The organism is Streptomyces sp. NPDC087859 (assembly GCF_044742595.1).
GTDB classification, from domain to species: Bacteria; Actinomycetota; Actinomycetes; order Streptomycetales; family Streptomycetaceae; genus Streptomyces; species Streptomyces canus_F.
Genome location: NZ_JBIUUU010000007.1, coordinates 87,062 through 109,432 on the forward strand (window position 1 = coordinate 87,062; position 22,371 = coordinate 109,432).

The 22,371-nt window shown below is 71.6% G+C and carries 19 protein-coding genes; 3 read left to right on the top strand and 16 right to left on the bottom strand.

Going from position 1 to position 22,371, the window contains the following annotated elements:
• Positions 1–77: 77 nt before the first annotated feature.
• From ACIOHP_RS18080 to ACIOHP_RS18100, 5 genes are read right to left on the bottom strand one after another with little or no spacing between them, the layout of a single operon-like run.
• Positions 78–1,484, bottom strand: coding sequence for an HAD-IA family hydrolase (locus tag ACIOHP_RS18080; protein ID WP_401888522.1), 1,407 nt, complete (start codon positions 1,482–1,484; stop codon positions 78–80).
• On the bottom strand, positions 1,481–2,539 hold the full coding sequence (locus tag ACIOHP_RS18085) for an ABC transporter ATP-binding protein (RefSeq protein ID WP_361555585.1): 1,059 nt from the start codon (positions 2,537–2,539) through the stop codon (positions 1,481–1,483). The genes ACIOHP_RS18080 and ACIOHP_RS18085 overlap by 4 nt, the downstream gene beginning before the upstream one ends.
• A gap of 2 nt (positions 2,540–2,541) precedes the next feature.
• Positions 2,542–3,354 (bottom strand): ABC transporter permease, encoded by an 813-nt coding sequence (locus ACIOHP_RS18090; protein ID WP_401888525.1) that lies wholly within the window; start codon positions 3,352–3,354, stop codon positions 2,542–2,544.
• Entirely contained in the window at positions 3,342–4,226 is an 885-nt protein-coding gene (locus ACIOHP_RS18095; protein ID WP_361555589.1) for an ABC transporter permease subunit, read from the bottom strand. The genes ACIOHP_RS18090 and ACIOHP_RS18095 overlap by 13 nt, the downstream gene beginning before the upstream one ends.
• Positions 4,223–5,368: an ABC transporter substrate-binding protein gene (locus ACIOHP_RS18100; protein ID WP_401888528.1), complete on the bottom strand. Its 1,146-nt coding sequence runs from the start codon at positions 5,366–5,368 to the stop codon at positions 4,223–4,225. Before ACIOHP_RS18100 ends, ACIOHP_RS18095 begins: the two co-directional genes overlap by 4 nt.
• A gap of 241 nt (positions 5,369–5,609) precedes the next feature.
• Here ACIOHP_RS18100 and ACIOHP_RS18105 point away from each other — a divergent pair, with 241 nt between their 5' ends.
• Complete coding sequence (locus ACIOHP_RS18105; RefSeq protein WP_401888531.1) at positions 5,610–6,350, top strand: GntR family transcriptional regulator; 741 nt, start codon at positions 5,610–5,612, stop codon at positions 6,348–6,350.
• A gap of 108 nt (positions 6,351–6,458) precedes the next feature.
• Here the strand turns inward: ACIOHP_RS18105 and ACIOHP_RS18110 are convergent, their stop codons facing one another.
• From ACIOHP_RS18110 to rpe, 7 genes are all read right to left on the bottom strand, one after another.
• Positions 6,459–6,911, bottom strand: coding sequence for an Lrp/AsnC family transcriptional regulator (locus ACIOHP_RS18110; protein ID WP_046260034.1), 453 nt, complete (start codon positions 6,909–6,911; stop codon positions 6,459–6,461).
• A gap of 10 nt (positions 6,912–6,921) precedes the next feature.
• Complete coding sequence (locus tag ACIOHP_RS18115; protein WP_401888533.1) at positions 6,922–8,379, bottom strand: amino acid permease; 1,458 nt, start codon at positions 8,377–8,379, stop codon at positions 6,922–6,924.
• A gap of 353 nt (positions 8,380–8,732) precedes the next feature.
• Positions 8,733–10,172, bottom strand: a complete 1,440-nt coding sequence (locus ACIOHP_RS18120) for a GuaB1 family IMP dehydrogenase-related protein (protein ID WP_361555599.1) — start codon at positions 10,170–10,172, stop codon at positions 8,733–8,735.
• Positions 10,173–10,303: 131 nt separating this feature from the next.
• Complete coding sequence (locus ACIOHP_RS18125; protein WP_401888536.1) at positions 10,304–10,603, bottom strand: barstar family protein; 300 nt, start codon at positions 10,601–10,603, stop codon at positions 10,304–10,306.
• Positions 10,600–10,983 carry a ribonuclease domain-containing protein gene (locus ACIOHP_RS18130; protein ID WP_401889162.1) on the bottom strand — a complete coding sequence of 128 codons (384 nt, stop codon included), beginning with the start codon at positions 10,981–10,983 and terminating at the stop codon, positions 10,600–10,602. The genes ACIOHP_RS18125 and ACIOHP_RS18130 overlap by 4 nt, the downstream gene beginning before the upstream one ends.
• Before the next feature lie 40 nt (positions 10,984–11,023).
• Entirely contained in the window at positions 11,024–12,067 is a 1,044-nt protein-coding gene (locus ACIOHP_RS18135) for a sugar-binding domain-containing protein (RefSeq protein ID WP_171144130.1), read from the bottom strand.
• Between the two features lie 78 nt (positions 12,068–12,145).
• Positions 12,146–12,832, bottom strand: coding sequence for a ribulose-phosphate 3-epimerase (rpe, locus tag ACIOHP_RS18140; protein ID WP_401888539.1), 687 nt, complete (start codon positions 12,830–12,832; stop codon positions 12,146–12,148).
• 134 nt (positions 12,833–12,966) lie between these two features.
• On the opposite strand from rpe, the gene ACIOHP_RS18145 reads away from it, so the two are divergent.
• Positions 12,967–15,108: an MMPL family transporter gene (locus ACIOHP_RS18145; protein WP_401888541.1), complete on the top strand. Its 2,142-nt coding sequence runs from the start codon at positions 12,967–12,969 to the stop codon at positions 15,106–15,108.
• A gap of 73 nt (positions 15,109–15,181) precedes the next feature.
• On the opposite strand, the gene ACIOHP_RS18150 is transcribed toward ACIOHP_RS18145, so the two are convergent.
• Together ACIOHP_RS18150 and fmt are read right to left on the bottom strand one after the other, a co-directional pair.
• On the bottom strand, positions 15,182–16,609 hold the full coding sequence (locus ACIOHP_RS18150; RefSeq protein WP_401888544.1) for an RsmB/NOP family class I SAM-dependent RNA methyltransferase: 1,428 nt from the start codon (positions 16,607–16,609) through the stop codon (positions 15,182–15,184).
• 99 nt (positions 16,610–16,708) lie between these two features.
• Positions 16,709–17,641: a methionyl-tRNA formyltransferase gene (gene fmt, locus ACIOHP_RS18155; RefSeq protein ID WP_401888547.1), complete on the bottom strand. Its 933-nt coding sequence runs from the start codon at positions 17,639–17,641 to the stop codon at positions 16,709–16,711.
• 254 nt (positions 17,642–17,895) lie between these two features.
• On the opposite strand from fmt, the gene ACIOHP_RS18160 reads away from it, so the two are divergent.
• Positions 17,896–18,438, top strand: a complete 543-nt coding sequence (locus ACIOHP_RS18160) for a hypothetical protein (protein WP_361555615.1) — start codon at positions 17,896–17,898, stop codon at positions 18,436–18,438.
• 291 nt (positions 18,439–18,729) lie between these two features.
• Here the strand turns inward: ACIOHP_RS18160 and ACIOHP_RS18165 are convergent, their stop codons facing one another.
• Together ACIOHP_RS18165 and metK are read right to left on the bottom strand one after the other, a co-directional pair.
• Positions 18,730–20,880 (bottom strand): primosomal protein N', encoded by a 2,151-nt coding sequence (locus tag ACIOHP_RS18165; protein ID WP_401888550.1) that lies wholly within the window; start codon positions 20,878–20,880, stop codon positions 18,730–18,732.
• 108 nt (positions 20,881–20,988) lie between these two features.
• Entirely contained in the window at positions 20,989–22,197 is a 1,209-nt protein-coding gene (gene metK / locus ACIOHP_RS18170; protein ID WP_361487322.1) for a methionine adenosyltransferase, read from the bottom strand.
• Between the last annotated feature and the right edge of the window lie 174 nt (positions 22,198–22,371).

Genomic DNA, 22,371 nt, shown 5'->3' on the forward strand with positions numbered 1-22,371 from the left:
GTCGTGGGTACGGCGTCCGAGGCGGCCCTCGGGAGGCACGGCTGGTGGATCAATGTCGCCAGGTCATGACACCGATGCTAGACAGTCCCGGCCCCGCTGCCCAGCGAAAAAGTGGTGATCACCGCCGCGTGGTCGGACGGCCAGTCGTTGTCCGCGACGTCCGGCCAGGTCCGGGGGGTGCCGCTGACGTACGTCCGGGAGTCGAGCACCCGCAGCCCCCGGTGCAGAACGAAGTCGATCCGGTCCTGCGGCTCCGGCGCGGCCTGGACCGGCGACCAGGTGTGACCGGGCGCGGCCACGGGGTCGGGGTGGGCCTGACGGTAGGAGTCGGCGAAGCCCGCCTCCTCGGCCGCCTTCGTGACCGGCCACTCGATGTCCGGCCAGTCCAGGTGCGAGGGCGTGTTGAAGTCACCGACGAGAGCGACCGGCACGACCTCGTCGATCCTGCCCAGCGCGTCTCTCATCTGCGCGAGCCGCACCCCCTCGTGGGCGGCCGACGGCACGTAGGGCCCGTACGACTCGTAGTCCAGGTGGACCGTCCATACGTCCGCCTCGGCGCCCTCGGCGACGCGGACCCGGACACCCGCCGCGCCGTAGAAGCCGACCTCCGGGTCCCCGAAGGTGTCCGTGATCGGGTGGCGGCTGATGATGCCGAGGTTCACCCCGGCCCGGTGGTGGTACCAGCCGAGGGCCTCGGCGAGCTCCTGCGCGGCGGTGCCGTACGTCTCCTGGAGTCCGACCACGTCCACCTCGGTCTCGGCGATGACCTTGAGCTGTTTGGCCCGGTGGTCATGGACCTCGGTGCCGCCGTACCAGAGGTTCCAGGTCATGACGCGGAGCCGGTACGGCAGCAGGGAGCGGAGCCGGTCGACGGTGACCCCCTCCAGGCCGGCCAGGACGGTCCGGCCCGGCGCGGCCTCGATCGGCGCGAGGGAGGGCACGGCGAGCACCGCGCACCCGGCGGCCTCGGCGGAGGCGACCCCGGTCTCCGTGTCCTCGACGGCGACACAGGCGGCGGGGTCGACGCCCAGGGCCCGGCAGGCGGCGAGGTAGGGATCGGGGGCCGGTTTGGTGCGGGGTGTGTCGTCGGCGGTCACGGAGACGGCGAAGCGCTCGGCGCCGAGCGCTTCGAGCACCGTGTCGGCGACCGCCCTCGGGGACGCGGTCACCAGGGCCGTGGGCACCCCGTCGCGGGCCAGGGCGCCCAGCAGGTCGAGCGCGCCGGGACGGGGCACGATGCCGGTGCGGACGCGGTCGGCGAACTCCCGGTGGAGCGCGTCGGCCAGATCGCCGGCCGGGGTGCCCGTGGCCGCGGACAGCCAGGCGGCGGTGTCCTCGACCGCGCGGCCGAGCACCTCCGGCTGGTCCGCCTCGGTCAGGGTCCGGCCTGCCACCTGTTCCACCGCCTCCCACCACAGCCGCTCGGTGTCGACGAGCGTGCCGTCCATGTCGAACAGGACGGCCTGGAGCGGGAGTCGGCTCACGGCGCGCTCCGCTCGGCGACGAGTACCGGCCGCTGCGGCAGGGACACGCTCACCGCGGCCCCCGCCCCGAGCCCGGCGGCCTCGTGGGCGGGCAGGTCGGCCTTCACGTCGGTGCCGTCGGCGAGCCGGACGGTGACACGGACGGCGGCGCCCAGGAAGGAGGTGGCGACGACGCTCGCCTTTCCCTCGTCGTCGGCCCGCACGCGTACGGCCTCGGGCCGCACCAGCACGTCCACCTCGGCCGCCGAGGGCACCGGGCCGTCCACGGGCAGCCGCTGCCCGAGCACATCGACGGACCCGTCGGCCAGCCGTCCCGGTATCCGGCTCATCGTCCCGACGAACTCGGCGACGAAGGCGGTGGCCGGACGGCCGTACAACTCGGCCGGGGCCGCGCACTGTTCGAGCCGCCCGGCGTGCATCACCGCGACCCGGTCCGCCATCGACAGGGCCTCCTCCTGGTCGTGGGTCACGAAGAGGGTGGTGATCCCGAGCTCCTGCTGGAGTCGCCGGATCTCCTCGCGCAGGGTGAGCCGCACCTTGGCGTCGAGCGCCGACAGCGGCTCGTCGAGGAGCAGCACCCGCGGCCTCAGGGCCAGCGCACGGGCCAGGGCGACGCGCTGCTGCTGACCGCCGGAGAGCTCGTGCGGGAAGCGCCCGCCCTTGTCGGCGAGGCCGACCAGCTCCAGCAACTCGGCGGCACGCGACCGTCGTTCGGCCGGACGTACCTTCCGCATCCGCAGTCCGAAGGCCACGTTGTCGACCGCGTCGAGATGCGGGAAGAGGCTGTACGACTGGAAGACCATCCCCGCGTCACGGCGGTGGGCCGGCACCCGGGTGACGTCCTCGCCGTCCACCAGCACCTCGCCGGAGTCGGGGTGTTCGAAGCCCGCGAGCATGCGCAGCGCGGTGGTCTTTCCGCAGCCGGACGGGCCGAGCAGGGCGAGGAGCTCACCGGGCCGGACGGTCAGGTCCAGTCCGTCGAGGGCGACGGTCGGACCGAATTCCCTGCGCAGGCCACGGAATTCGACGGTGGCCGCTTTCTCGAGCGTCTTCATGGTCATCCCCGGGAAGTAGTACGGGCGCGTCCGCCGAAGCCGGCCAGGACGAGGAGCAGCACCCACGTCACGAGCAGGCTGAGCACGGACACGGCGACGGAGAGCTGGGCCTGCGAGCCGCTGACGTTCACGATCCACACGGCGAAGGGCTGGAAGCCGAGCAGCTGGGCGACCGTGAACTCACCGAGCACCAACGCCAGCGTGAGGAAGGAGGAGTTGAGGAGGGCGCCCCGCAGATTGGGCAGTACGGCCCGGACCAGCGCCTGCGGCCAGCTCGCCCCGCAGCTGCGGGCGGCCTCGACGAGGGTGCGGACATCGACCGCGCGCAGTCCGGCGTCCAGGGCGCGATGCACGAACGGCAGGGCCATCACGACGTACGCGAGGACGAGGATGACGGGGAAGTCGGGGTTCTGGATCGCCACGAACGTCTGGAACAGCGGGGTGCGGGAGAGGTGTTCGGGCCCCCACTTCAGGACCGTGATGATGCCGGCGACGAGCGCGATCGGCGGTACCACCAGCGGCAGTTGGCACACCACCTCGACGACCGGCCGGAGCCGGGGCGACCCCAGTCGCAGGGCCACCATCGCGGGCACCATCAGGAGCAGCACGATCACGATCGTCGCGAGGGCCAGTTCCAGCGAGAGCAGCAGGCTGGTGACGAAGCCGTCGGTGGAGAAGATCCGGGTGTAGGCGTCGAAGGTGAGGCCCTGCCCGGGCACGTCGACGGTGAAGACGATCGACGCGGCGAGCGGCACCAGGAAGTACAGCCCGGCGAGGCCGTAGACGCCCCACCGCCACAGGTTCAGGCGAGCCATCGCGCGCTCCGTCGTTGCAGGGGCAGGTACACGGCCATGACCAGGCCCGCGATGAGGACCATGTCGAGGCTGAGGGCGAGCGCCACGTTCTCCTGGCCCACGAGCACGTTGCCGGAGAGCGCGTCGGCTATCTGCAGGGTGATCAGCGGGATGGAGCTGCCCACGATCGCGGCGGCGGTGGCGTACGCGGCGAAGGCGGTGCCGAAGAGCAGCACGAGCCCGCCGAGCAGTGAGGGCGCGAGGACGGGCAGGGCGACATGGCGCCAGTACTGCGTGGTCGTCGCCCCGTTGTTCTGCGCGGCCTCGCGCCACTGGACGCGCAGCCCCTCCAGGGCGGGGGTGATGGTGAGGATCATCAGCGGGATCAGGAAGTACAGGTAGACGATCACCAGTCCCCAGAAGCTGTAGAGGTCCCAGCCCTTGTCCGTGAGGCCCAGGTGCCGGGTCAGCACACCGGCGTTGCCGAGGGTGGCGACGAAGGCGAAGGCCAGCGGGACGCCGCCGAAGTTGGCGAGGACGCCGGAGGCGGTGAGGACGGCTTCGCGCAGCGCCCGGTGCCGGGATGTCACCACGGCCTGGGCGAGCGGCAGCCCGAACAGGGCGGCCAGCACGGCCGACACCGCGGACAGTTTGACGCTGCCGAGGAGAGCGGTGAGGTAGGCGCCCTGCAACGAGGCGGTCAGGTTGGCCGTGCCGAACCCGCCGGTCGTCTTCACCGTGAACGCCCCGTCCAGGATGGCCCAGGCCGGCAGCCCGAAGGCCACCGCGGTGAAGGCGAGCAGCGGGACCACGGCGAGCCAGCCGAGGGACCGGCGCCGCCGCTTCACCGCGACGGCCGGCGCCGGGTCCACACGTACGGCGGTGGCCGTCATCCGGAGACGGCCTTCGCCCAGCCCTGTCCGAGCACCGTCTTGGCCTTGTTCTGCTGGGCCTCGGTCGGGAAGCTCGGCGTGCCGGAGACCTCGGGCAGCTTGGCCGCGGCGGTCTTGTCCAGGGTGCCGGCCTTCTCCATGGCGGTCATCAGGGCCGGGCGGGCGTACCCCTTGAGCCACAGGTTCTGGCCCTCGGCGCTGTAGAGGTACTCCTGCCACAGGCGGGCGGTCGCCGGGTGCGGGGCGTCCTTGTTGATCGCCTGGGAGTAGTACTGCGAGAACTTGCCGTCGCTGGGCACCGACACCGTCCAGTCGACGCCCTTGGACTTGAACTCCTCGGCGTACCCGGCGTTCAGGTAGTCCCAGTCGATGCTGATGGGCGTCTCGCCCTTCTCGACGGTGGCCGGGGTCGACTCGACGGGCGTGTAGTTGCCGTTGCTCTTCAGCTTCTTGAAGAAGTCGAGGCCGGGCTGGATGTCGTCGAAGGAGCCGCCGCTCGCGAGCGAGGCCGCCCAGACGCCGCCGAAGGCCGAACCGGACTTGGTGGGGTTGCCGTTGAGGGCGACCTGGCCCTTGTACTGGGGCTTGAGGAGATCGGCGAAGGTGGTCGGGCAGGTCTTGACGCGCTTGGCGTCGCAGCCGATGGAGATGTAGCCGCCGTAGTCGTTGTACCAGCGTGCCTGTGCGTCCTTCTGCTCGCCGGGGATGTCGGCGAAGGACGCCACCTTGTACGGGGCGAGCAGCCCCTGCTCGGCCGCGCTGATGGCGAAGGAGCTGCCGAGGTCGAGCACGTCGGGGGCCCGGTCCTGCCCCTTGCGGGAGGTGACGGCGTTGATCTCGTCCTGGCTGGCGCCGTCGGGGTTCTCGACGGCGACCTTGATGCCGTACTTCTTCTCGAAGCCGTCGATGAGGGCGCCGTAGTTGGCCCAGTCGCGGGGCAGCGCGATGGCGTTGAGCGTGCCCTCCTTCTTGGCCGCCTTCACCAGGGCGTCGAGTCCGCCGAAGTCGGCGGCGGAGGTGGCGGTGGCGGCGTTCTTGCCGTCGGCGGTGGTCGAGGAGTTCTCGGGGGCGGCGCCACAGGCGCTCAGGGCGAGGGCGGCGAGGACGCCGAGGGCGGCGGTTCTCGGCAGGGACACGGTCACGGCTTCTCCAGGGGACGCGCGAGGGTGCAGGAGTCGAACGGAGAGAGGGAGCGAGAGAACTTGTGTCAGATAACTTGTCTGAACAAGTTGGCCTCAGTAAGGCTGCTGCCGGTATCGATTCCGTAAACACTGGCGAAACAGTGACCCCTGTGTTCCCTGACGATCACGCGCCCCTCGGATCCCTGCCGGATGTCGTCTAGGCTGGTCACGCTGTGCACAGCAGTCGACTCGGAGGGGAAGCATGCCGGCGCGACACGAGGAGATCGCCGACGCACTGCGCCGGGCGATCGACCGCGACGAGTACACAGTCGGCAGTCGGCTCCCCGCCGAGACGGACCTGGCCGCCCAGTACGACGTCTCGCGCGGCACGGTCCGCCAGGCGGTCGCTGCACTGACCGCCGAGGGCCTGATCGGCTCCCGCCAGGGCGCCCGGCGCGTGGTCCTGGCCAGCCGTCGCAGCCAGAGCTTCGCCGAACTGCGCAGCTTCGCGCAGTGGGCGCGGGCGATGGGCCGCGAGGCGACGGGGCGGGTGGTCGCGCAGGAGTACCGGCCCGCGACCCAGGAGGACGCGATACGTCTCCAACTACGCGCCGGGACAAAGGTGTTGCATGTCCTGCGGGTGCGCGGCCTGGACGGCGAGCCGGTGTTGCTGGAGCGGACCGTGTACGCCGACTGGATCTCCCCCGCCGTCGAGCCCATCGAGCCGGACTGTCCGTCGGTGACCCAACGCCTGTACGACGACAGGGGGTTGGTCTTCGCGTACGGCGAGCACGTCATCGACGCGGTCGCGGCGGGCGCGCAGGACGCGGAGCTGCTGCTCGTGCGCCGTACCAGTCCGCTGCTGCGCGTGCGCCGGGTGACGACGACCCGCGAAGGGCGACCGGTGGAGTGGTCGGACGACCGCTACCGCTCGGACGCGGTGAGCTTCAGCGTGCACAACTCGATGGACAACAACGCGCTGGCCCGCAAGACCGCGGAGTAGAGTTCCCCGCGCCCCTGAGGTGGGACCAGGTGACGTGCCTTCAGGGGCGCGGGGAACCGCGCGACAAGCACCGACGCATCCGCACCCGCCCCAAGACCGCACCGCCCCTCACCCTGGCGCCCCCGAAGAAAACCTCCGCAGCAGCGGTGACAGCACCAGCACCGACTTGGTGCGCTCCACGAACGGCTCCCCCGCGATCCGCTCCAGGACCCGTTCGAAGTGCCGCATGTCGGAGGCGAAGACCTGGACGACCGCGTCCGCGTCCCCGGTGACGGTGGACGCGGCGACGACCTCCTGGTAGCGCTCCAGGCCCCGCCGGATGGTGTCCGGCGAGGTGTTGTGCCGGCAGTAGATCTCGACGAACCCCTCGGTCTCCCAGCCGAGGGCCGACGGGTCGACCCGTACCGTGAAGCCGGTGATGGCTCCGGTGGCGCGGAGCCGGTCCACGCGCCGTTTCACGGCGGGCGCGGAGAGGCCGACGATCTGCCCGATGTCCGCGTAGGAGCGGCGGGCGTCCTCGGCGAGGGCGTGGACGATGCGTTCGTCGAGATCGTTGAGCACGGTGGGCGGATCAGCTCTCAGGTGTTGCGAGTCGGGAGCGGCGATAGCCGTATACGAAGTAGAACACGAGCCCGGCGGCCATCCAGACCCCGAAGACCACCCAGGTGACGGCCGACAGGCTGCCCATCATCCACAGACAGAATCCGAGCCCCAGCGCGGGCAGCACCGGGGACAGCGGCACCCGGAAGGTGCGCGGCATGTCCGGACGGCTCCGGCGCAGCACCACGACGGCGATGTTGACCAGCGCGAAGGCGAAGAGCGTGCCGATGCTGGTGGCGTCGGCGAGCTGGCCCAGCGGGATCGCGGCGGCGAGGACACCGCAGAACAGGGACACGATGACCGTGTTGGCACGGGGTGCGCCGGTCTTGGGGTGCACGCGCGAGAACACCTTCGGCACGAGCCCGTCGCGGGACATCGCGAAGAGGATGCGCGTCTGGCCGTAGAGCACGGTCAGCACGACGCTGGCGATGGCGATGACGGCGCAGGCGGCCAGCAGGGTCCCCCAGAAGGTCTGTCCGGTCACCTCGCGCATGATCTGGGCCAGCGCCGCCTCCGAGTCACCGAACCGCTGCCAGGGCTTCGCGCCGACGGCGACGGCCGCGACGAGGACGTACAGGGCCGTCACGATGACCAGCGACAGCATGATCGCGCGCGGCAGGTCCCGCTGGGCGTTCTTGGCCTCCTCACCGGCGGTGGAGGCGGCGTCGAAGCCGATGTACGAGAAGAACAGCGTCGCCCCGGCGGCGCTCACGCCCGCCATGCCGAGCGGCATGAAGTGCTCGTAGTTGCCGGAGCGGAAGCCCTGGACGCCGATGGCGCAGAACAGCACCAGCGCGGCGATCTTCACGACGACCATGACGGTGTTGGCCCGCGCGGACTCCTTCGCGCCGCCGAGCAGGAAGGCCATGGCCAGGAGTACGACGATCAGCGCCGGCAGGTTGAAGATGCCGCCGTCGCCGGGCGGGGCGGACAGGGCGTCCGGGATGGTGACGCCGATGGTCCCGTCGAGCAGTTCGTTGAGGTACTCGCCCCAGCCGACGGCGACGGCCGCGACCGAGACGCCGTACTCCAGGATCAGACACCAGCCGCAGACCCAGGCGACCAGCTCGCCCATCGTCGCGTACGTGTACGAGTACGAGGACCCGGCGACCGGGATCGTGCCCGCGAGTTCGGCGTAGGACAGGGCGGAGAACAGTGCCGTCAGGCCCGCGATCACGAAGGACAGGGTGACGGCCGGACCGGCCTTGGGCACGGCCTCGCCGAGGACGACGAAGATTCCGGTGCCGAGCGTGGCACCGATGCTGATCATGGTCAGCTGCCAGAGCCCGAGGGAGCGCCGCAGACTGCCGCCCTCCCCCTGGCCGCCCTCGGCGACCAGGCGTTCCACCGGCTTGCGCCGCACAAGACGCGCACCGACTCCCGGGGACCGTGATGTGCGCTGTTGCGGGGGTGCGCCTTGGTCGAGCACGCGCTGACTCCTTCGTCGCTGCCTCTCGACGCGGCGGGGACCGGCGGCACACCTGCGCGAACAGGAACCCACCGAGCGGGGTCCCCGCCACGCCACGTACAGCGCATGACCCTACGAGCAGGGCCATAGCACTCGTAATGCTGCAATCTTGCGCATACACGCAAGATCGTTGCGTTCATCGAACGAGGGCGCGCATTCGTTGCAGGGCGGCCGACCGCGCCCCCGAAGGGGCGCGGGGCTGTGTTGAATATGCGGCTCCGCCGCGCGGGCGCGACCAGCCACAACGGACCCGCGCCCGGCACCCGGCGACGAGCATCGGTCACCCGGCCCGACCAACCGCGCTGCCGGCGGAGCTACCAGCTGGCGTGCAGCGGCTTGCCCTCCGCGTAGCCGGCCGCGCTCTGGATGCCGACGACGGCCTTCTCGGCGAACTCCTCCAGGGAGCCCGCACCGGCGTAGGTGCAGGAGGAGCGGACGCCCGCGATGATCGAGTCGATCAGGTCCTCGACGCCGGGACGGGTCGGGTCGAGGAACATGCGGGAGGTGGAGATGCCCTCCTCGAACAGCGCCTTGCGGGCCCGGTCGTACGACGACTCGTCGGACGTGCGGTTGGCCACGGCCCGCGCGGACGCCATGCCGAACGACTCCTTGTAGAGCCGCCCGTCGGCGTCCTGCTGAAGGTCGCCCGGGGACTCGTACGTGCCCGCGAACCACGAGCCGACCATCACGTTGGACGCACCGGCCGCCAGCGCCATGGCGACGTCACGCGGGTGCCGGACACCGCCGTCGGCCCAGACGTGCTTGCCGTACTTCTTCGCCTCGGCGGCGCACTCCAGCACGGCCGAGAACTGCGGCCGGCCCACACCGGTCATCATGCGGGTGGTGCACATGGCACCGGGACCCACACCGACCTTGATGATGTCGGCACCGGCCTCGATCAGATCCCGCACACCCTCGGCGGCCACGATGTTGCCGGCGACGATCGGAACCTGCGGGTCGAGCGCCCGCACGACCTTGATCGCGCTGATCATCGACTCCTGGTGGCCGTGCGCCGTGTCGATGACGAGCGTGTCCACGCCCGCGTCGAGCAGCTGCTTGGCCTTGCCCGCGACATCGCCGTTGATACCGACGGCGGCCGCGATGCGCAGCCTGCCCTGGGCGTCGACGGCCGGCGTGTACAGCGTCGCCCGCAGCGCGCCCTTGCGGGTGAGGATGCCGGCGAGACGGCCGTCCTTGTCCACGGCGGGGGCGTAGCGGCGGTTGGCCGCGTCCAGACGGTTGAAGGCCTCGCGCGGGTCGATGTCCGCGTCGATCAGCAGCAGGTCCTTGGACATGACGACCTCGAGCTGCGTGAAGCGGTCGACGCCGGTCAGGTCCCGGTCGGTGACGACACCGACGGGCTTGCCGTCCCCGTCGACGACCACACCGGCGTTGTGCGCCCGCTTGGGCAGCAGGGCCAGCGCGTCGGCGACGGTCTGGTGCGGGGCCAGCACGATCGGGGTGTCCAGGACGTGGTGGCGGCTCTTCACCCAGGAGACGACCTCGGTGACGACCTCGATCGGGATGTCCTGCGGAATGACCACCAGGCCACCGCGCCGGGCCATCGTCTCGGCCATCCGGCGCCCGGCGATGGCGGTCATGTTGGCGACGACCAGCGGGATCGTGGTGCCCGTGCCGTCGGGGGCGCTGAGGTCCACACCCTGACGCGAGCCGACCGCGCTGCGGCTCGGGACCATGAAGACGTCGTCGTACGTCAGGTCGTACGCGGGCTGGATGCCATTGAGGAAACGCACGTGCTGCACATCCCAGTCGATCAGAGGTGGCCCCCGGACAGGACAGCCAGGGGGAAGAGCACGTACTTCATTGTCCCATGTCCACCGGAATGCGATGCCCGGGCAGATCATCCAGGCTGGTCAGAGGCGCGTTAGGAGGATCCTCCGAGCGCGAGCGTCACCGTGAGCGCGGACGCCCGCGAGAACACCTCACGGGCGGTCGCCCACTCGCCCGGCCGCGCCTCGGCGTACCGCTCCCAGTTCCGCACGACGACGAATCTGTCCCCGACGGTGTCCTCGGGCCACAGTCCCGGGTCGGAGAGGACGTCGGCCAGCGCGTCCCAGTTGCGCCCGAAGTAGTCCGGCAGCCGCAGGTCCCGGACACAGCGCTCCATCAGGCTCGCCTTGTCCGTGACCCCGTCGAGGTCCAGCGTGGCCACGACCGTCGTCATCTCAGTACCGCCCTGAACGAGTCGTAGTGATCATCGGTGTAGTAGATCTCGTCGTCCCGCCCGGTGACAATGCGCCGGGCCCCGCGATCGCGCGAGCCCGGCGTGGGGACGGTGTACTCGTGGTAGTAACCGCGCTGGTGGGCGGGCAGCCGCCGCTCGAAGTTCCCGAAGACACTGCCGTCCCTGTCGTACGGGAAGGGGCCGCCGGCGTCGATGAGGTCCAGCGTCTCGCGGGCCTGGGCGGGCAGCCGTGACTCCTGGACGGTGGCCATGCCCTCGGCCCAGGACGGAGGGGCCGCACCGGCCTCACTCGACGTACACCCCGTCAGCAGGACGACGAGGAGACAGGCCAGCACCCGGGGGACGAACCGCAGCAGCATGCTGTCCACGCTGCCACGGCCGCCCCCGCATGACCTTCGGTCAGGGGCCGTCCGGGTCGGCGCGGTTCAGCGCCGGCTTCGGCGTCTGACCTGCCGTCAGCAGCACGTCCGCCGCCGAGGTGTCCGTCACCAGGCTGGTGACGAGCCCGGACCGCAGCACGGCGTCGATGGCCATCGCCTTGCGCGCCCCGCCCGCGATCGCGACGACCTCGGGGATACGGCGGAGCTGGTCCGCCTTGACCGTGATGCACCGCTCGCCCAGGTCCCGGCCCACGCGGCGCCCGTCGGCGTCGAAGAGGTGCGCGGAGGTCTCCGCGGCGACGCCGAGGGTCGAGTAGTGCGCCCGCTCCTCTTCGCTGAGCATGTCGTACACCGTGGAGACACCCGGCCCCCAGGAGCCGATGGAGACACAGGCGACCGTGACCTTGTCGAAGTACTCGAAGGCCCGGGCGATCCCCGTCTGGTTGCGCAGCGCCGCCGCGGTGGCCGCGTCCGGCAGCAGCATCGGGGCGTAGATCGGGTGGGCGTCGCCGCCCGAGACCTGCGCGGCCCGCCGTACCGCCTCCACCGAACCGCGCTCGGCGGTCCCGGCGTCGTACACCCCCGTCAGCTGCACCACCGTGCACGGCGGCAGCCGGTCGAGGGCCGCCGCCATGTGAATCGTGGACCGGCCCCAGGCCAGGCCCAGGACGTCGCCCTCGTTGACGAGTTCACCGAGCAGGTCGGCGGCCGTCTCGCCGAGGTTCTCGGGGTCGGGCGAGTCCTCCGCCTCGGCCGGCGACTCCACCACGACGGCATGCCTGAGTCCGTACCGGGCGCGCAGCGCGTCCGAGCGCTCGGCGTCCAGTTCGGCAGGCACACGGATCTCGATGCGTACGAGATCCCGCTCGAGGGCGGTCTCCAGAACCCGGGCCACCTTGAAGCGGCTCACGCCGAACTCCTCGGCGATCTGGATCTTGGACTTGCCCTCGAGGTAGAAGCGGCGGGCCATGGCCGCCGCCTGCACCAGCTCAGCGGGTCCCATCCGCATGGCTGACCGGCCCGCCGACATACCCGACACGGCCATCTCCTCACTGCTGTTCACACTCTGGATTCGCCGTTCATCCTTGCAGATCCGGCGGTCTTGATCAGCCCTGATGGGAGCCGTTCACGTTCCTGTGGCTCAGTGGCCGCATGCCCAGCTCGCCTTGGCGGTCGCCCCCTCAGCTTGGGTGCGCAATGCACGTACCGCCTCGGCCGGGTCGGATGCCCCGTACACGGCCGAACCGGCGACGAAGACATCGGCGCCGGCGTCGGCGCACTGCTCGATGGTGGAGGCCGAGACTCCGCCGTCGACCTGGAGCCAGAGTTCGAGGCCGTGCTTGCTGATCAACTCGCGGGTGCGGCGAATCTTGGGGAGCATGATGTCGAGGAACGCCTGTCCCCCGAAGCCCGGCTCGACCGTCATGATCAGGAGCATGTCGAGCTCGGGGAGCAGATCCTCGTACGGCTCGATGGGCGTCGCGGGCCTGAGCGCCATGGACGCGCGGGCGCCCTTGGCCCGGATCTCCCGGGCGAGCCGGACCGGAGCGGCGGCCGCCTCGACGTGGAAGGTGACGGAACCGGCCCCCGCCTCTACGTACTGGGGCGCCCACCGATCGGGGGCCTCGATCATCAGATGACAGTCCAGCGGGATGTCCGTCGCCCGGGCGAGGGACTCTACGACCGGCACACCGAGCGTGAGGTTCGGGACGAAATGGTTGTCCATGACGTCGACGTGGAGCCAGTCGGCTCCCTCCACCGCCTTCGCCTCGTCCGCGAGGCGAGCGAAGTCTGCGGACAGAATGCTGGGGTTGATCTGCGCGGCCATAGCCCAAGCCTGCCATGTCCGGCCATGAATGTTCGCGCCGGTCCAGACCTCAGCCGTTCATCGGATGTTGTTCCGGGACGGTACGTGCCATATTGGGCGGCCGACCGTGAGGTATCGGGGCTGCGGGGGTGGCCATGACGGGGAAGCAAGGCATCGGGCATCTGGTGTGCGGACGGCGCGCCAAGTGGGTCGTTCTGGCGCTGTGGGTCGTCGCGCTGTTCCTGACCGCGCCCTTCGCCCAGAAACTCACCGACGCCCAGGACAACGACGCCGCCTCCTGGCTGCCCGGCTCCGCCGAGTCCACCCAAGTCCTCAAGATCTCCGAGGACTTCAGGCCCGAACAGATCCCCGCGGTCGTCGTCTACGCCCGTCCCGACGGTCTGACCGCCCAGGACCGGGCGCAGATCGCGGAGGACGCACGGCAGCTCAAGGAACTGCGCGACCACGGCATCCGCGGCGCGGAGACCCGCGGCCCGGTCTTCGACCGTGAGACGGATCCGCGCGCGGCCCAGATCCTCGTACCGATCACGATGGACGAGCAGGGCTGGGAGGAGATCGCCCCCGCGGTCGACACCATCCGGGACGGGGTCGGCGAGGGCGGCGACGGCCTCGCCGTGCACATCACCGGACCGGGCGGCACCTCCGCCGACTTCTCCGAGGCCTTCGAGGGCATCGACTCGACCCTGCTGATCTCCGCGATGGCCGTCGTCATCGTGATGCTGCTGATCACCTATCGCAGCCCCACCCTCATCCTGGTCCCCCTGCTCTCGGTCATCGCCGCCCTCTTCACCGCACAGGCCCTCATCTACCTGCTCGCGGAGCACGCCGGCCTCACGGTCAACGGCCAGAGCGCGGGCATCCTCACGGTCCTCGTCTTCGGCGCGGGGACGGACTACGCCCTGCTCCTCGTCGCCCGCTACCGCGAGGAACTGCACCACCACGAGGACCGGCACGAGGCGATGGCCCTGGCCCTGCACCGAGCGGGCCCGGCCGTGATCGCGTCCGGCGCGACCGTGGTCCTGAGCATGCTGGTGCTGCTGGCCGCGGAGATGAACTCGACGAGCGGTCTCGGCCCGGTGGCGGCGATCGGCGTGGCGGTGGCCCTGCTGGCGATGATGACCCTCTTCCCCGCTCTGCTGGTGATCTGCGGCCGCTGGATCTTCTGGCCCGCGATCCCGCGCTTCGGCGACCCCGACCGCATCGAGCGGGGCCTCTGGGCCCGCATGGGCCGCCGTATCGCCCGCCGCCCGCGCATGGTGTGGGGCGTCACCGCACTGATCCTCGCCATCTGCTCGCTGGGCCTGATCCAGCTGCGCGCCGAGGGCATCAGCAACGCGGACGCGTTCACCGGGAAACCGGACTCGATCGTCGGCCAGGAGGTCTCCGCACGCTACTTCCCGGCGGGCAGCGGCGATCCCCTGGTCATCATCAGCAACCAGGCGCAGGCGCGGCAGGTGGGCGAGGCGGTGGCCGCCACCGACGGCGTCGCCCCCGCGTCGCTGGGCCTGCCGCCGGGCACGAAACCGTCGTACGAGGGCAAGGTCCTCTTCGAGGCGACCATGACCGATCCGGCCGACAGCGAGGCGGCCAAGCAGACCGTCGAACGGGTCCGGGACGCCGTCCACGCGGTACCGGACGCCGACGCCCGGGTCGGTGGCGGTACGGCCTCCCTGCTCGACATGGACGAGGCGACCACGCACGACAACATGCTGATCATCCCGCTGGTCCTGATCGTCGTCATGCTGATCCTGTGCGCCCTGCTGCGCGCCCTGATCGCACCTCTGCTGCTGATCGGGACGGTGATCCTGTCGTTCGCGGCGGCCCTGGGAATCAGCGCGCTCGCGTTCAGGTACCTGTTCGACTACGCGGGAGAGACGACGGACTTCCCCCTCTTCGTCTTCGTCTTCCTGGTGGCCCTCGGCATCGACTACAACATCTTCCTGACCACCCGCATCCGCGAGGAGGCGGCCCGCCAGGGCACCCGCCCGGGCGTGGTCATGGGCCTGGCGGCGACGGGCGCGGTCATCACGTCCGCGGGCCTGGTGCTGGCCGGCACCTTCGCCGCCCTCGGCACGCTCCCCATGGTCGCCTTCGCCGAGATCGGCTTCGCCGTGGCGCTGGGCGTACTCCTGGACACGTTCATTGTCCGGTCGGTACTGGTGCCGGCTCTGTTCCTGGACGTGGGCCCGAAGATGTGGTGGCCGCACAAACTGGCGCGGGAGGACGGTAACGCTCCCGTGGCGACCGAGTCGGAAAGGGTGAGCGAGACGCCCTGAGAGGCGGCGCGACCAGCCACAACGCACCGCCACTCGCGCCACGACCCGAACCCCTACGGCGAAGAGGCGAACCTCACCCCGTCCGACGGATCAACGCCAGATACATCGCGTCCGTCCCGTGAACATGCGGCCACAACTGCACATCCGGCCCCTCACCGAGCGCCGGCACACCGGGCAGCAACGGCCGTGCGTCGATCAACTCGGCCTCCGGCCACTCCTTGAGCACATCCTCGACGACCGCCCGCGTCTCGGCGAGATGCGGTGAACAGGTCGCGTACCCCACGACGCCGCCCACCCGGACGGAGTCCAGCGCGGTCTTCAGCAGCCCCCGCTGCAACGGCCCGAACCCCTCAAGGTCCTCGGGCCGACGCCGCCACCGCGCCTCGGGCCGACGCCGCAACGCCCCCAGCCCGGTACACGGCACATCCATCAGCACCCGGTCGAAACTGCCCGACCGCCACGGCGGCTTGATCCCGTCCGCGGCGATCACCTGATACGGCCCCGGATTCCCGCGCAGCGCCTTCGCCACGAGCCCGGCCCGGTGCGGCTGCTTCTCGGAGGCCAGCAGCACGGCACCCCGCTCCGCGGCCAGCGCGGCGAGGAGCGCGGCCTTGCCACCGGGCCCCGCACACCCGTCGAGCCACTTCCCGTCCGGCCCTTCCAGAGGCGCGTTGGCGAGCGCCAGTGCCACCAGCTGGCTGCCCTCGTCCTGCACGCCCGCACGGCCCTCCCGTACGGCCTCGATGGCCCCGGGCTCGCCGCCCTCGGCCAGCCGCACGGCGTACGGCGACCAGCGCCCCGCGACGGCGGCCTCCTCCCGCAGCAGCTCGTCCGTGTCGGACCGCCCGGGCCGGGCGACCAGCGTCACCTCGGGCCGCTCGTTGTCCGCCGCCAGCAACTCCTCGATCCCGGCCCGCGGGCCGCCGAGCGAGTCCCACAGGGCCGAGACGACCCAGCGGGGGTGCGAGTGCACGACGGCGAGATGCTCCTCGGGGTCGTCCTCGTACGGCGGGGCCACGCGGGCGATCCATCCGTCCAGATCGTCCTGCGCGACCTTCCGCAGCACGGCGTTCACGAACTTGGCCCGCCCGTCCCCGAGCACCACGCGCGCGAGCTCGACGGAGGCGGACACCGCGGCATGCGTGGGGATCCGCGTCCCGAGCAGCTGATGGACCCCGAGGCTGAGCACGTCGAGGACGGGCGGGTCGACCTCCCGGAGCGGCCGGTCGACACAGGCGGAGATCACGGCGTCGTACGTCCCCTGGCGCCGGAGCGTCCCGTAGACGAGTTCGGTGGCCAGCGCCGCGTCCCGCCCGTCGAACTTGTCGGGCCCCTCCTTCTCCCGCGCCTTGCGCAGCAGCGGCGGGAGCACGAGGTTGGCGTACGCGTCCCGCTCGTCCACGGCCCGCAGGGCCTCGAAGGCGAGGAAGCGGACGGGGTCCTTCTTGGGCCGACGGTAGGGCTTGCCGGACGGGCGGGGCCCACGGGACTGGTCGCTCACGAAAAAGGTGCTCCGGATGTGTTGGCGGGATACGCACCAAGCGTACGTCCCACCTGCGCGCGCGTTACCCGCCGAGGGGCCCCGCCGTCGGCACCCGTGCTACTCGCCGAGGCTCTCGCTCTCGCCGATCCGCACCCCGCGCGCCCAGTCGGCGGCCCTCATCGGCTTCTTGCCCTGGGCCTGCACCCACAGCAGCTCCACGCCGTGGGAGCCGGTGCCCACATGGACGTTGTTCTTGCCGACGGCGAGCTGTCCGGGGGCGAGGTCGGTGCGCTCGGGTGCGGGCTGCACCTGGATGAGCTTGAGCCGCTCGCCGCGGAAGAGCGTCCAGGCGCCGGGCGCGGGCGTGCAGCCGCGCACGACCCGGTCGACCCGCAGGGCCGGGGTGCGCCAGTCGACCTGCGCGTCCTCGACGGTGATCTTCGGGGCGAGGGTGATGCCCTCGGCGGGCTGCGGTACGGCCTTCAGGGTGCCGTCCTCGATCCCGTCCATGGTCGCGGCGAGCAGTCCGGAGCCGGCGAAGGCGAGCCGGGTCAGCAGGTCGCCGCTGGTGTCGGTGTGCCGGATCTCCTCGGTGACGGTGCCGTACACGGGCCCGGAGTCGAGGCCTTCCTCGATCAGGAAGGTGGAGGCCCCGGTGATCTCGTCGCCCGCCATGATGGAGTGCTGCACGGGTGCGGCCCCACGCCAGGCGGGCAGCAGCGAGAAGTGCAGGTTGACCCAGCCGTGGGCGGGGATGTCGAGGGCGACGCGGGGCAGCAGCGCCCCGTAGGCGACGACGGGACAGCAGTCGGGGGCGATCTCCCGCAGCCGCTCCAGGAACTCCGGGTCCCGCGGCTTGAGGGGCTTCAGCACCTCGATGCCCGCCTCCACGGCCCGCTCGGCCACCGGGCTCGCGACGAGCCTGCGCCCACGCCCGGCCGGTGCGTCGGGCCGCGTGACGACGGCGGCCACCTCGTGCCGCCCGGAGGCGATGAGAGCGTCCAGAGCGGGAACGGCGACCTCGGGGGTACCGGCGAAGACGAGCTTCATGGGTGGGTTCGGGCCTCTCGGGCGAGGGGTGTGCGGGCAACGCACAAGTCTATGACCACGGAAAGAAATACCGCCGACGGAGTGGACCGCGCGGGGATCGAGGCGCGAACCCCCCTCCCGGGGCGCACGCATATGCCGCCACGCCCCCACTGCGTGACCAGCGGAGCGTCCACGCGTTGGTCAAGAAAGAGTTGACCACTACGGGCCGCTGCAGCGGCCCGATCCTTTTCATCGCCGGTTCGAGAGGCTTGTTCATGGCCGACCACGCAACCCACGACGCCCAGGCTCGGGCCAGCCTGCACTTGCTGGTGCGGGACATCGAGCGGGTCCGCCGGCAGGTGGACGCACTGCGCACGCTCACCGCCCAGTTGGGGAACGTCTACCGCCCGCGCCGCTCCGGTCCCTCCACGGGCTTCGTCGTCTACGGACGCGCCCCCGCGCCGACGGTCCGTCTCGCGCAGGAGCTGCGGGACAGCGTCGAGACACTGGTGACGGCCGCGGTCGACTTCGACCGCTCGCTCGGCTTCTCGTGGGACGCGGTGGGCTCCGCGCTCGGGGTCACCAAGCAGGCGGTCCACCGTCGCTACGGCGCACGCCGTGCCGTGACCCAGGCGGCCGCCGAGGCCGAGCGGACCATTGAGGCACCGGAAACCCACACGGTCAGCGTCAACACCGGTATCCCCGCGGTACCGACAGTCCCCGCGGCCCGCTCCATGCCGACCCAGCCGACGGCGGGCAGCCCGGCCCTCCGCGAAGAGGTACGCCCCACTGCCTTCCCCGGCCCCCGCAACGGCTGACCCACCCCATCTGATGCCCTCCCGGGACCTCCTGGGAGGGCAGCCGCATGCGTGGACGGCCCCGGCACACCACCCGGGCAAGTCCGCCGACCCGCAGGCCACCTTTGGCCGCCGACGGCGCTCAGCCCCCGCAGGGGCCACCCACACTCGACGACGAAAGCCGCGCGGGTGGTGCAGGCGTGGTGCGGCTGGTGCGGGCGTGGTGCGGGCGGTGCGGATGGGAAATCAAAACCCGGCCGGAGTCCCGGCACCCGCACCCCCCCAACGCACCCGCACCGGACAACAGACCCGTCACCCGATGTCAGGCGGATCGATCCGCACCCGCACCACCGGCTCCCCACTCCCCCGAGCCATCCGGGCGGCCTGCGCGGCTTTGAGCGCGGACGCGAGCACCGCCCCCTTCCCCGGCGGCACCCGAATCAGCACCCGCTCCCACTGCTCCCCCGGCGGCGGCGCCCCGACCCGCCGCGGCCCCTGCACCCCCGTGACAGCCATCGGCACCGGCCCCAACACCTCCGCCTCCCCCGGCAGTTCCACAGCCGCGAGAAACGCCGCGACCGCCTCCCCCACTCCCGACACGGCCGCCATCCGCGACACCGGCGGAAACCCCAACTCGGCGCGCTCGGAAAGCTCCCGCACCGCATGCCCCACGGGATCCCACCGCACCAGCGCCTGCACGGGCCGCAACGTCGGCTCGGCGACGACGACCACGGTGCCCCCCGCCCCCTGCGGCCGCACCAGCGCCGCGGCGGCGATCCACCTGCGCAACGCGTCCTCGCCGGCACGCAGATCGGGCCGCCCGAGCATGGCCCAGCCGTCCAGCAACAGCGCGGCCGCATACCCGCCCTCGGCCACCGGCTCGGCCCCCGGCGTACTCACGACGAGCGCGGGCGCCCCCGGCACGGTGTCCAGCACATGCTCCCGCCCGGAGGTCCGCACCGGTACGGCGGGAAACGCCCGCCCCAACTCCTCCGCGGTCCGCCGGGCACCCACGACCTGGGCCCGCAGCCGAAAGCCGCCGCACTCCGGACAGTGCCAGGCGCCCTCCTCACGCGCACACCACCCGCACCGCAGGGCATCCACGCCCTCCTGGGCCTCCAGCGGCCCGGAACAGTGCCGACACCGGGCGGGCGCCCGGCAGTTGGCACACGCCATCCGAGGCACATACCCCCGCCGCGGAACCTGCACGAGCACCGGTCCCTGCTTCAGCCCCTCCCTGACGGCCTGCCAGGCAAGGGTCGGCAGCCGAGCGGCCCGCGCGGCCTCGTCCCTGGCCAGATCCCCGTCCCCCACGGTCCGCACGAGCGGCGCGGCAGCCCGCACCTGCTCACGCGCGGCGACGATCGGCGCGGCCCACCCGCTCTCCACGAGTTGCGCGGCCTCCACGGTGCAGCTCCAGCTCCCCAGCAGGAAGCCGCACTTGTCCTGGGCGGCCCGCAGCAGCAGCACCTCACGGGCATGCGGCTGCGGCGCGTGCGGCTCGCTGTGGCTGTCGTCCCCGTCGTCCCAGATGGCGACCAGCCCGAGATCCCGTACCGGCGCGAACATGGCCGCCCGGGTCCCCACGACGGCCCGAACGGCCCCCCGCCGCACGGCCAGCCACTCCCGGTACCGCTTCTCGGGCCCCGCGTCGGCGGTGAGCACGGCATGCCGCCCCTCCCCCAGCAGAGAGGTCAGCGCGGCATCGACCCGCGCGACGGCCCGCCCGTCCGGCACCACGACCAGCGCCCCGCGCCCGGAGGCCAGCGTGGCGGCGACGGCCCGCGCCAGTTCGTCACACCACTCGGGCCCGGGCAACGCGTTCCAGACGGCCCTCGGTGCCCCGCCCGAGGCGAGCGCCTCGAGAAAGCCGGCCCCCCGCTCGTACCGGCTCCAGGACCCGGCCTCAGGCGCCCCGGGCGGCGGAAGGGGCTCCGCCGAAGCCCTCTGCTCGGCCCGAGCGCTCCGCGGCGGCACGGCGAGCTGCAGCACATCGGCAAGGCTCCCGGCATACCGATCGGCGACAGCCCGGGTGAGCGCCAACAGCTCCTGGCCCAGCACCGGTTCGGGCGACACGACCTGAGCCAGCGCGGCCAACGGCCCGGAGTAGTCGGACTCGGCCAGTCGCTCGACGAGGAACCCGTCGATCAGCCCGCCACCCTCACGCCGCCCGTCCCGCACCCGACCCCGCCCGGCCCCGAACCGCACCCGGACCCGCACCCCGGGCTGCGCCTCGGCATCGAGCTCCTCGGGCACGGCGTAGTCGAAGTACCGGTCGAGGTGGAGCACGCCCTTGTCCACGAGGACCCGCGCGACGGGCAGTTCCCTGGCCAGCGCGGCCCCCCGCCAGGTCCGCGGCTTCGCCCGCGGCACCTTCGCCTTCCGCACACTCTCCCGAATGAACGCAAGCTGCTCGGGCGGCGCCCCCTCGCCGCCGCCGACCTGCTCATCCTCGCTGCTCACGCCTGCATTCTTACCAAACCCCACTGACATCCGACGCCGCCCGAACGCACCGAAGCCCGACGTCCCCCAAGGGACGCCGGGCTTCGGGAGGAACCGTGGAGCCGGGCCTTACAGGCCCGACGCCCTACGCAGCGCGTCCACGCGGTCGGTGCGCTCCCACGTGAAGTCGGGCAGCTCACGGCCGAAGTGGCCGTACGCGGCGGTCTGGGCGTAGATCGGCCGCAGCAGGTCGAGGTCGCGGATGATCGCGGCCGGACGCAGGTCGAAGACCTCGTCGATGGCCTTCTCGATCTTCTCGGCGTCGACCTTGGCGGTGCCGAAGGTCTCGACGAACAGGCCGACGGGCTCGGCCTTGCCGATCGCGTACGCGACCTGCACCTCGCAGCGCGAGGCGAGACCCGCGGCGACGACGTTCTTGGCGACCCAGCGCATCGCGTACGCGGCCGAACGGTCCACCTTGGACGGGTCCTTGCCGGAGAAGGCACCGCCGCCGTGGCGGGCCATGCCGCCGTACGTGTCGATGATGATCTTGCGGCCGGTCAGGCCCGCGTCACCCATCGGACCGCCGATCTCGAAGCGGCCGGTCGGGTTGACCAGGAGGCGGTAGCCCTCGGTCTCCAGCTTGATGCCCTCGTCGAGCAGCGCCTTCAGCTCCGGCTCCACGACGAACTCGCGGATGTCGGGGGCGAGCAGCGACTCCAGGTCGATGTCGGAGGCGTGCTGCGAGGAGACCACGACCGTGTCGAGACGGACGGCCTTGTCGCCGTCGTACTCGATGGTGACCTGGGTCTTGCCGTCGGGGCGCAGGTAGGGGATCGTCCCGTTCTTGCGGACCTCGGACAGACGGCTCGACAGCCGGTGCGCCAGGAAGATCGGCAGCGGCATCAGCGTCGGCGTCTCGTCCGTCGCGTAGCCGAACATCAGGCCCTGGTCGCCGGCGCCCTGCTTGTCGAGCTCGTCCTCGTCACCCTCGACCCGCTTCTCGTACGCGGTGTCGACACCCTGCGCGATGTCCGGGGACTGCGAGCCGATGGACACCGAGACACCGCAGGAGGCGCCGTCGAAGCCCTTCTTCGAGGAGTCGTAACCGATCTCGAGGATCTTGTCCCGGACGAGCTGGGGGATCGGGGCGTACGCCTTGGTGGTGACCTCACCGGCCACGTGCACCAGGCCGGTCGTGATCAGGGTCTCGACCGCGACCCGGGAGGTCGGGTCCTCGCGCAGGAGCGCGTCGAGAATGGTGTCGCTGATCTGGTCAGCGATCTTGTCAGGGTGACCCTCGGTCACAGACTCCGAGGTGAACAGACGACGGGACACAACGCTCCCTGGGGTTGCAGCGGCTGCTGGCTGATCATGGGCGGACGGGCTCGGGGGCTGCGCCCGGCATCGTCCGAGAACAGTTTATCGGTCGTGCTCCGTCACAGGCTCACCCGTCTCGCTGGTCGGGAGCCCTGTGACCTGCGGCACGGGCATTCTGCCCAATCCCTGGCG

What these genes read in the sequence shown, in the direction of transcription:
- ACIOHP_RS18125 (WP_401888536.1), bottom strand. Translation starts at nt 10,603, where the DNA reads ATGACGACGGTCGTGGCCACGCTGGACCTCGACGGGGTCACGGACAAG.
- ACIOHP_RS18105 (WP_401888531.1), top strand. Translation starts at nt 5,610, where the DNA reads ATGCCGGCGCGACACGAGGAGATCGCCGACGCACTGCGCCGGGCGATC.
- ACIOHP_RS18090 (WP_401888525.1), bottom strand. Translation starts at nt 3,354, where the DNA reads ATGGCTCGCCTGAACCTGTGGCGGTGGGGCGTCTACGGCCTCGCCGGG.
- fmt (WP_401888547.1), bottom strand. Translation starts at nt 17,641, where the DNA reads ATGAAGCTCGTCTTCGCCGGTACCCCCGAGGTCGCCGTTCCCGCTCTG.
- ACIOHP_RS18160 (WP_361555615.1), top strand. Translation starts at nt 17,896, where the DNA reads ATGGCCGACCACGCAACCCACGACGCCCAGGCTCGGGCCAGCCTGCAC.
- ACIOHP_RS18095 (WP_361555589.1), bottom strand. Translation starts at nt 4,226, where the DNA reads ATGACGGCCACCGCCGTACGTGTGGACCCGGCGCCGGCCGTCGCGGTG.
- ACIOHP_RS18085 (WP_361555585.1), bottom strand. Translation starts at nt 2,539, where the DNA reads ATGAAGACGCTCGAGAAAGCGGCCACCGTCGAATTCCGTGGCCTGCGC.
- ACIOHP_RS18145 (WP_401888541.1), top strand. Translation starts at nt 12,967, where the DNA reads ATGACGGGGAAGCAAGGCATCGGGCATCTGGTGTGCGGACGGCGCGCC.
- ACIOHP_RS18130 (WP_401889162.1), bottom strand. Translation starts at nt 10,983, where the DNA reads ATGCTGCTGCGGTTCGTCCCCCGGGTGCTGGCCTGTCTCCTCGTCGTC.
- rpe (WP_401888539.1), bottom strand. Translation starts at nt 12,832, where the DNA reads ATGGCCGCGCAGATCAACCCCAGCATTCTGTCCGCAGACTTCGCTCGC.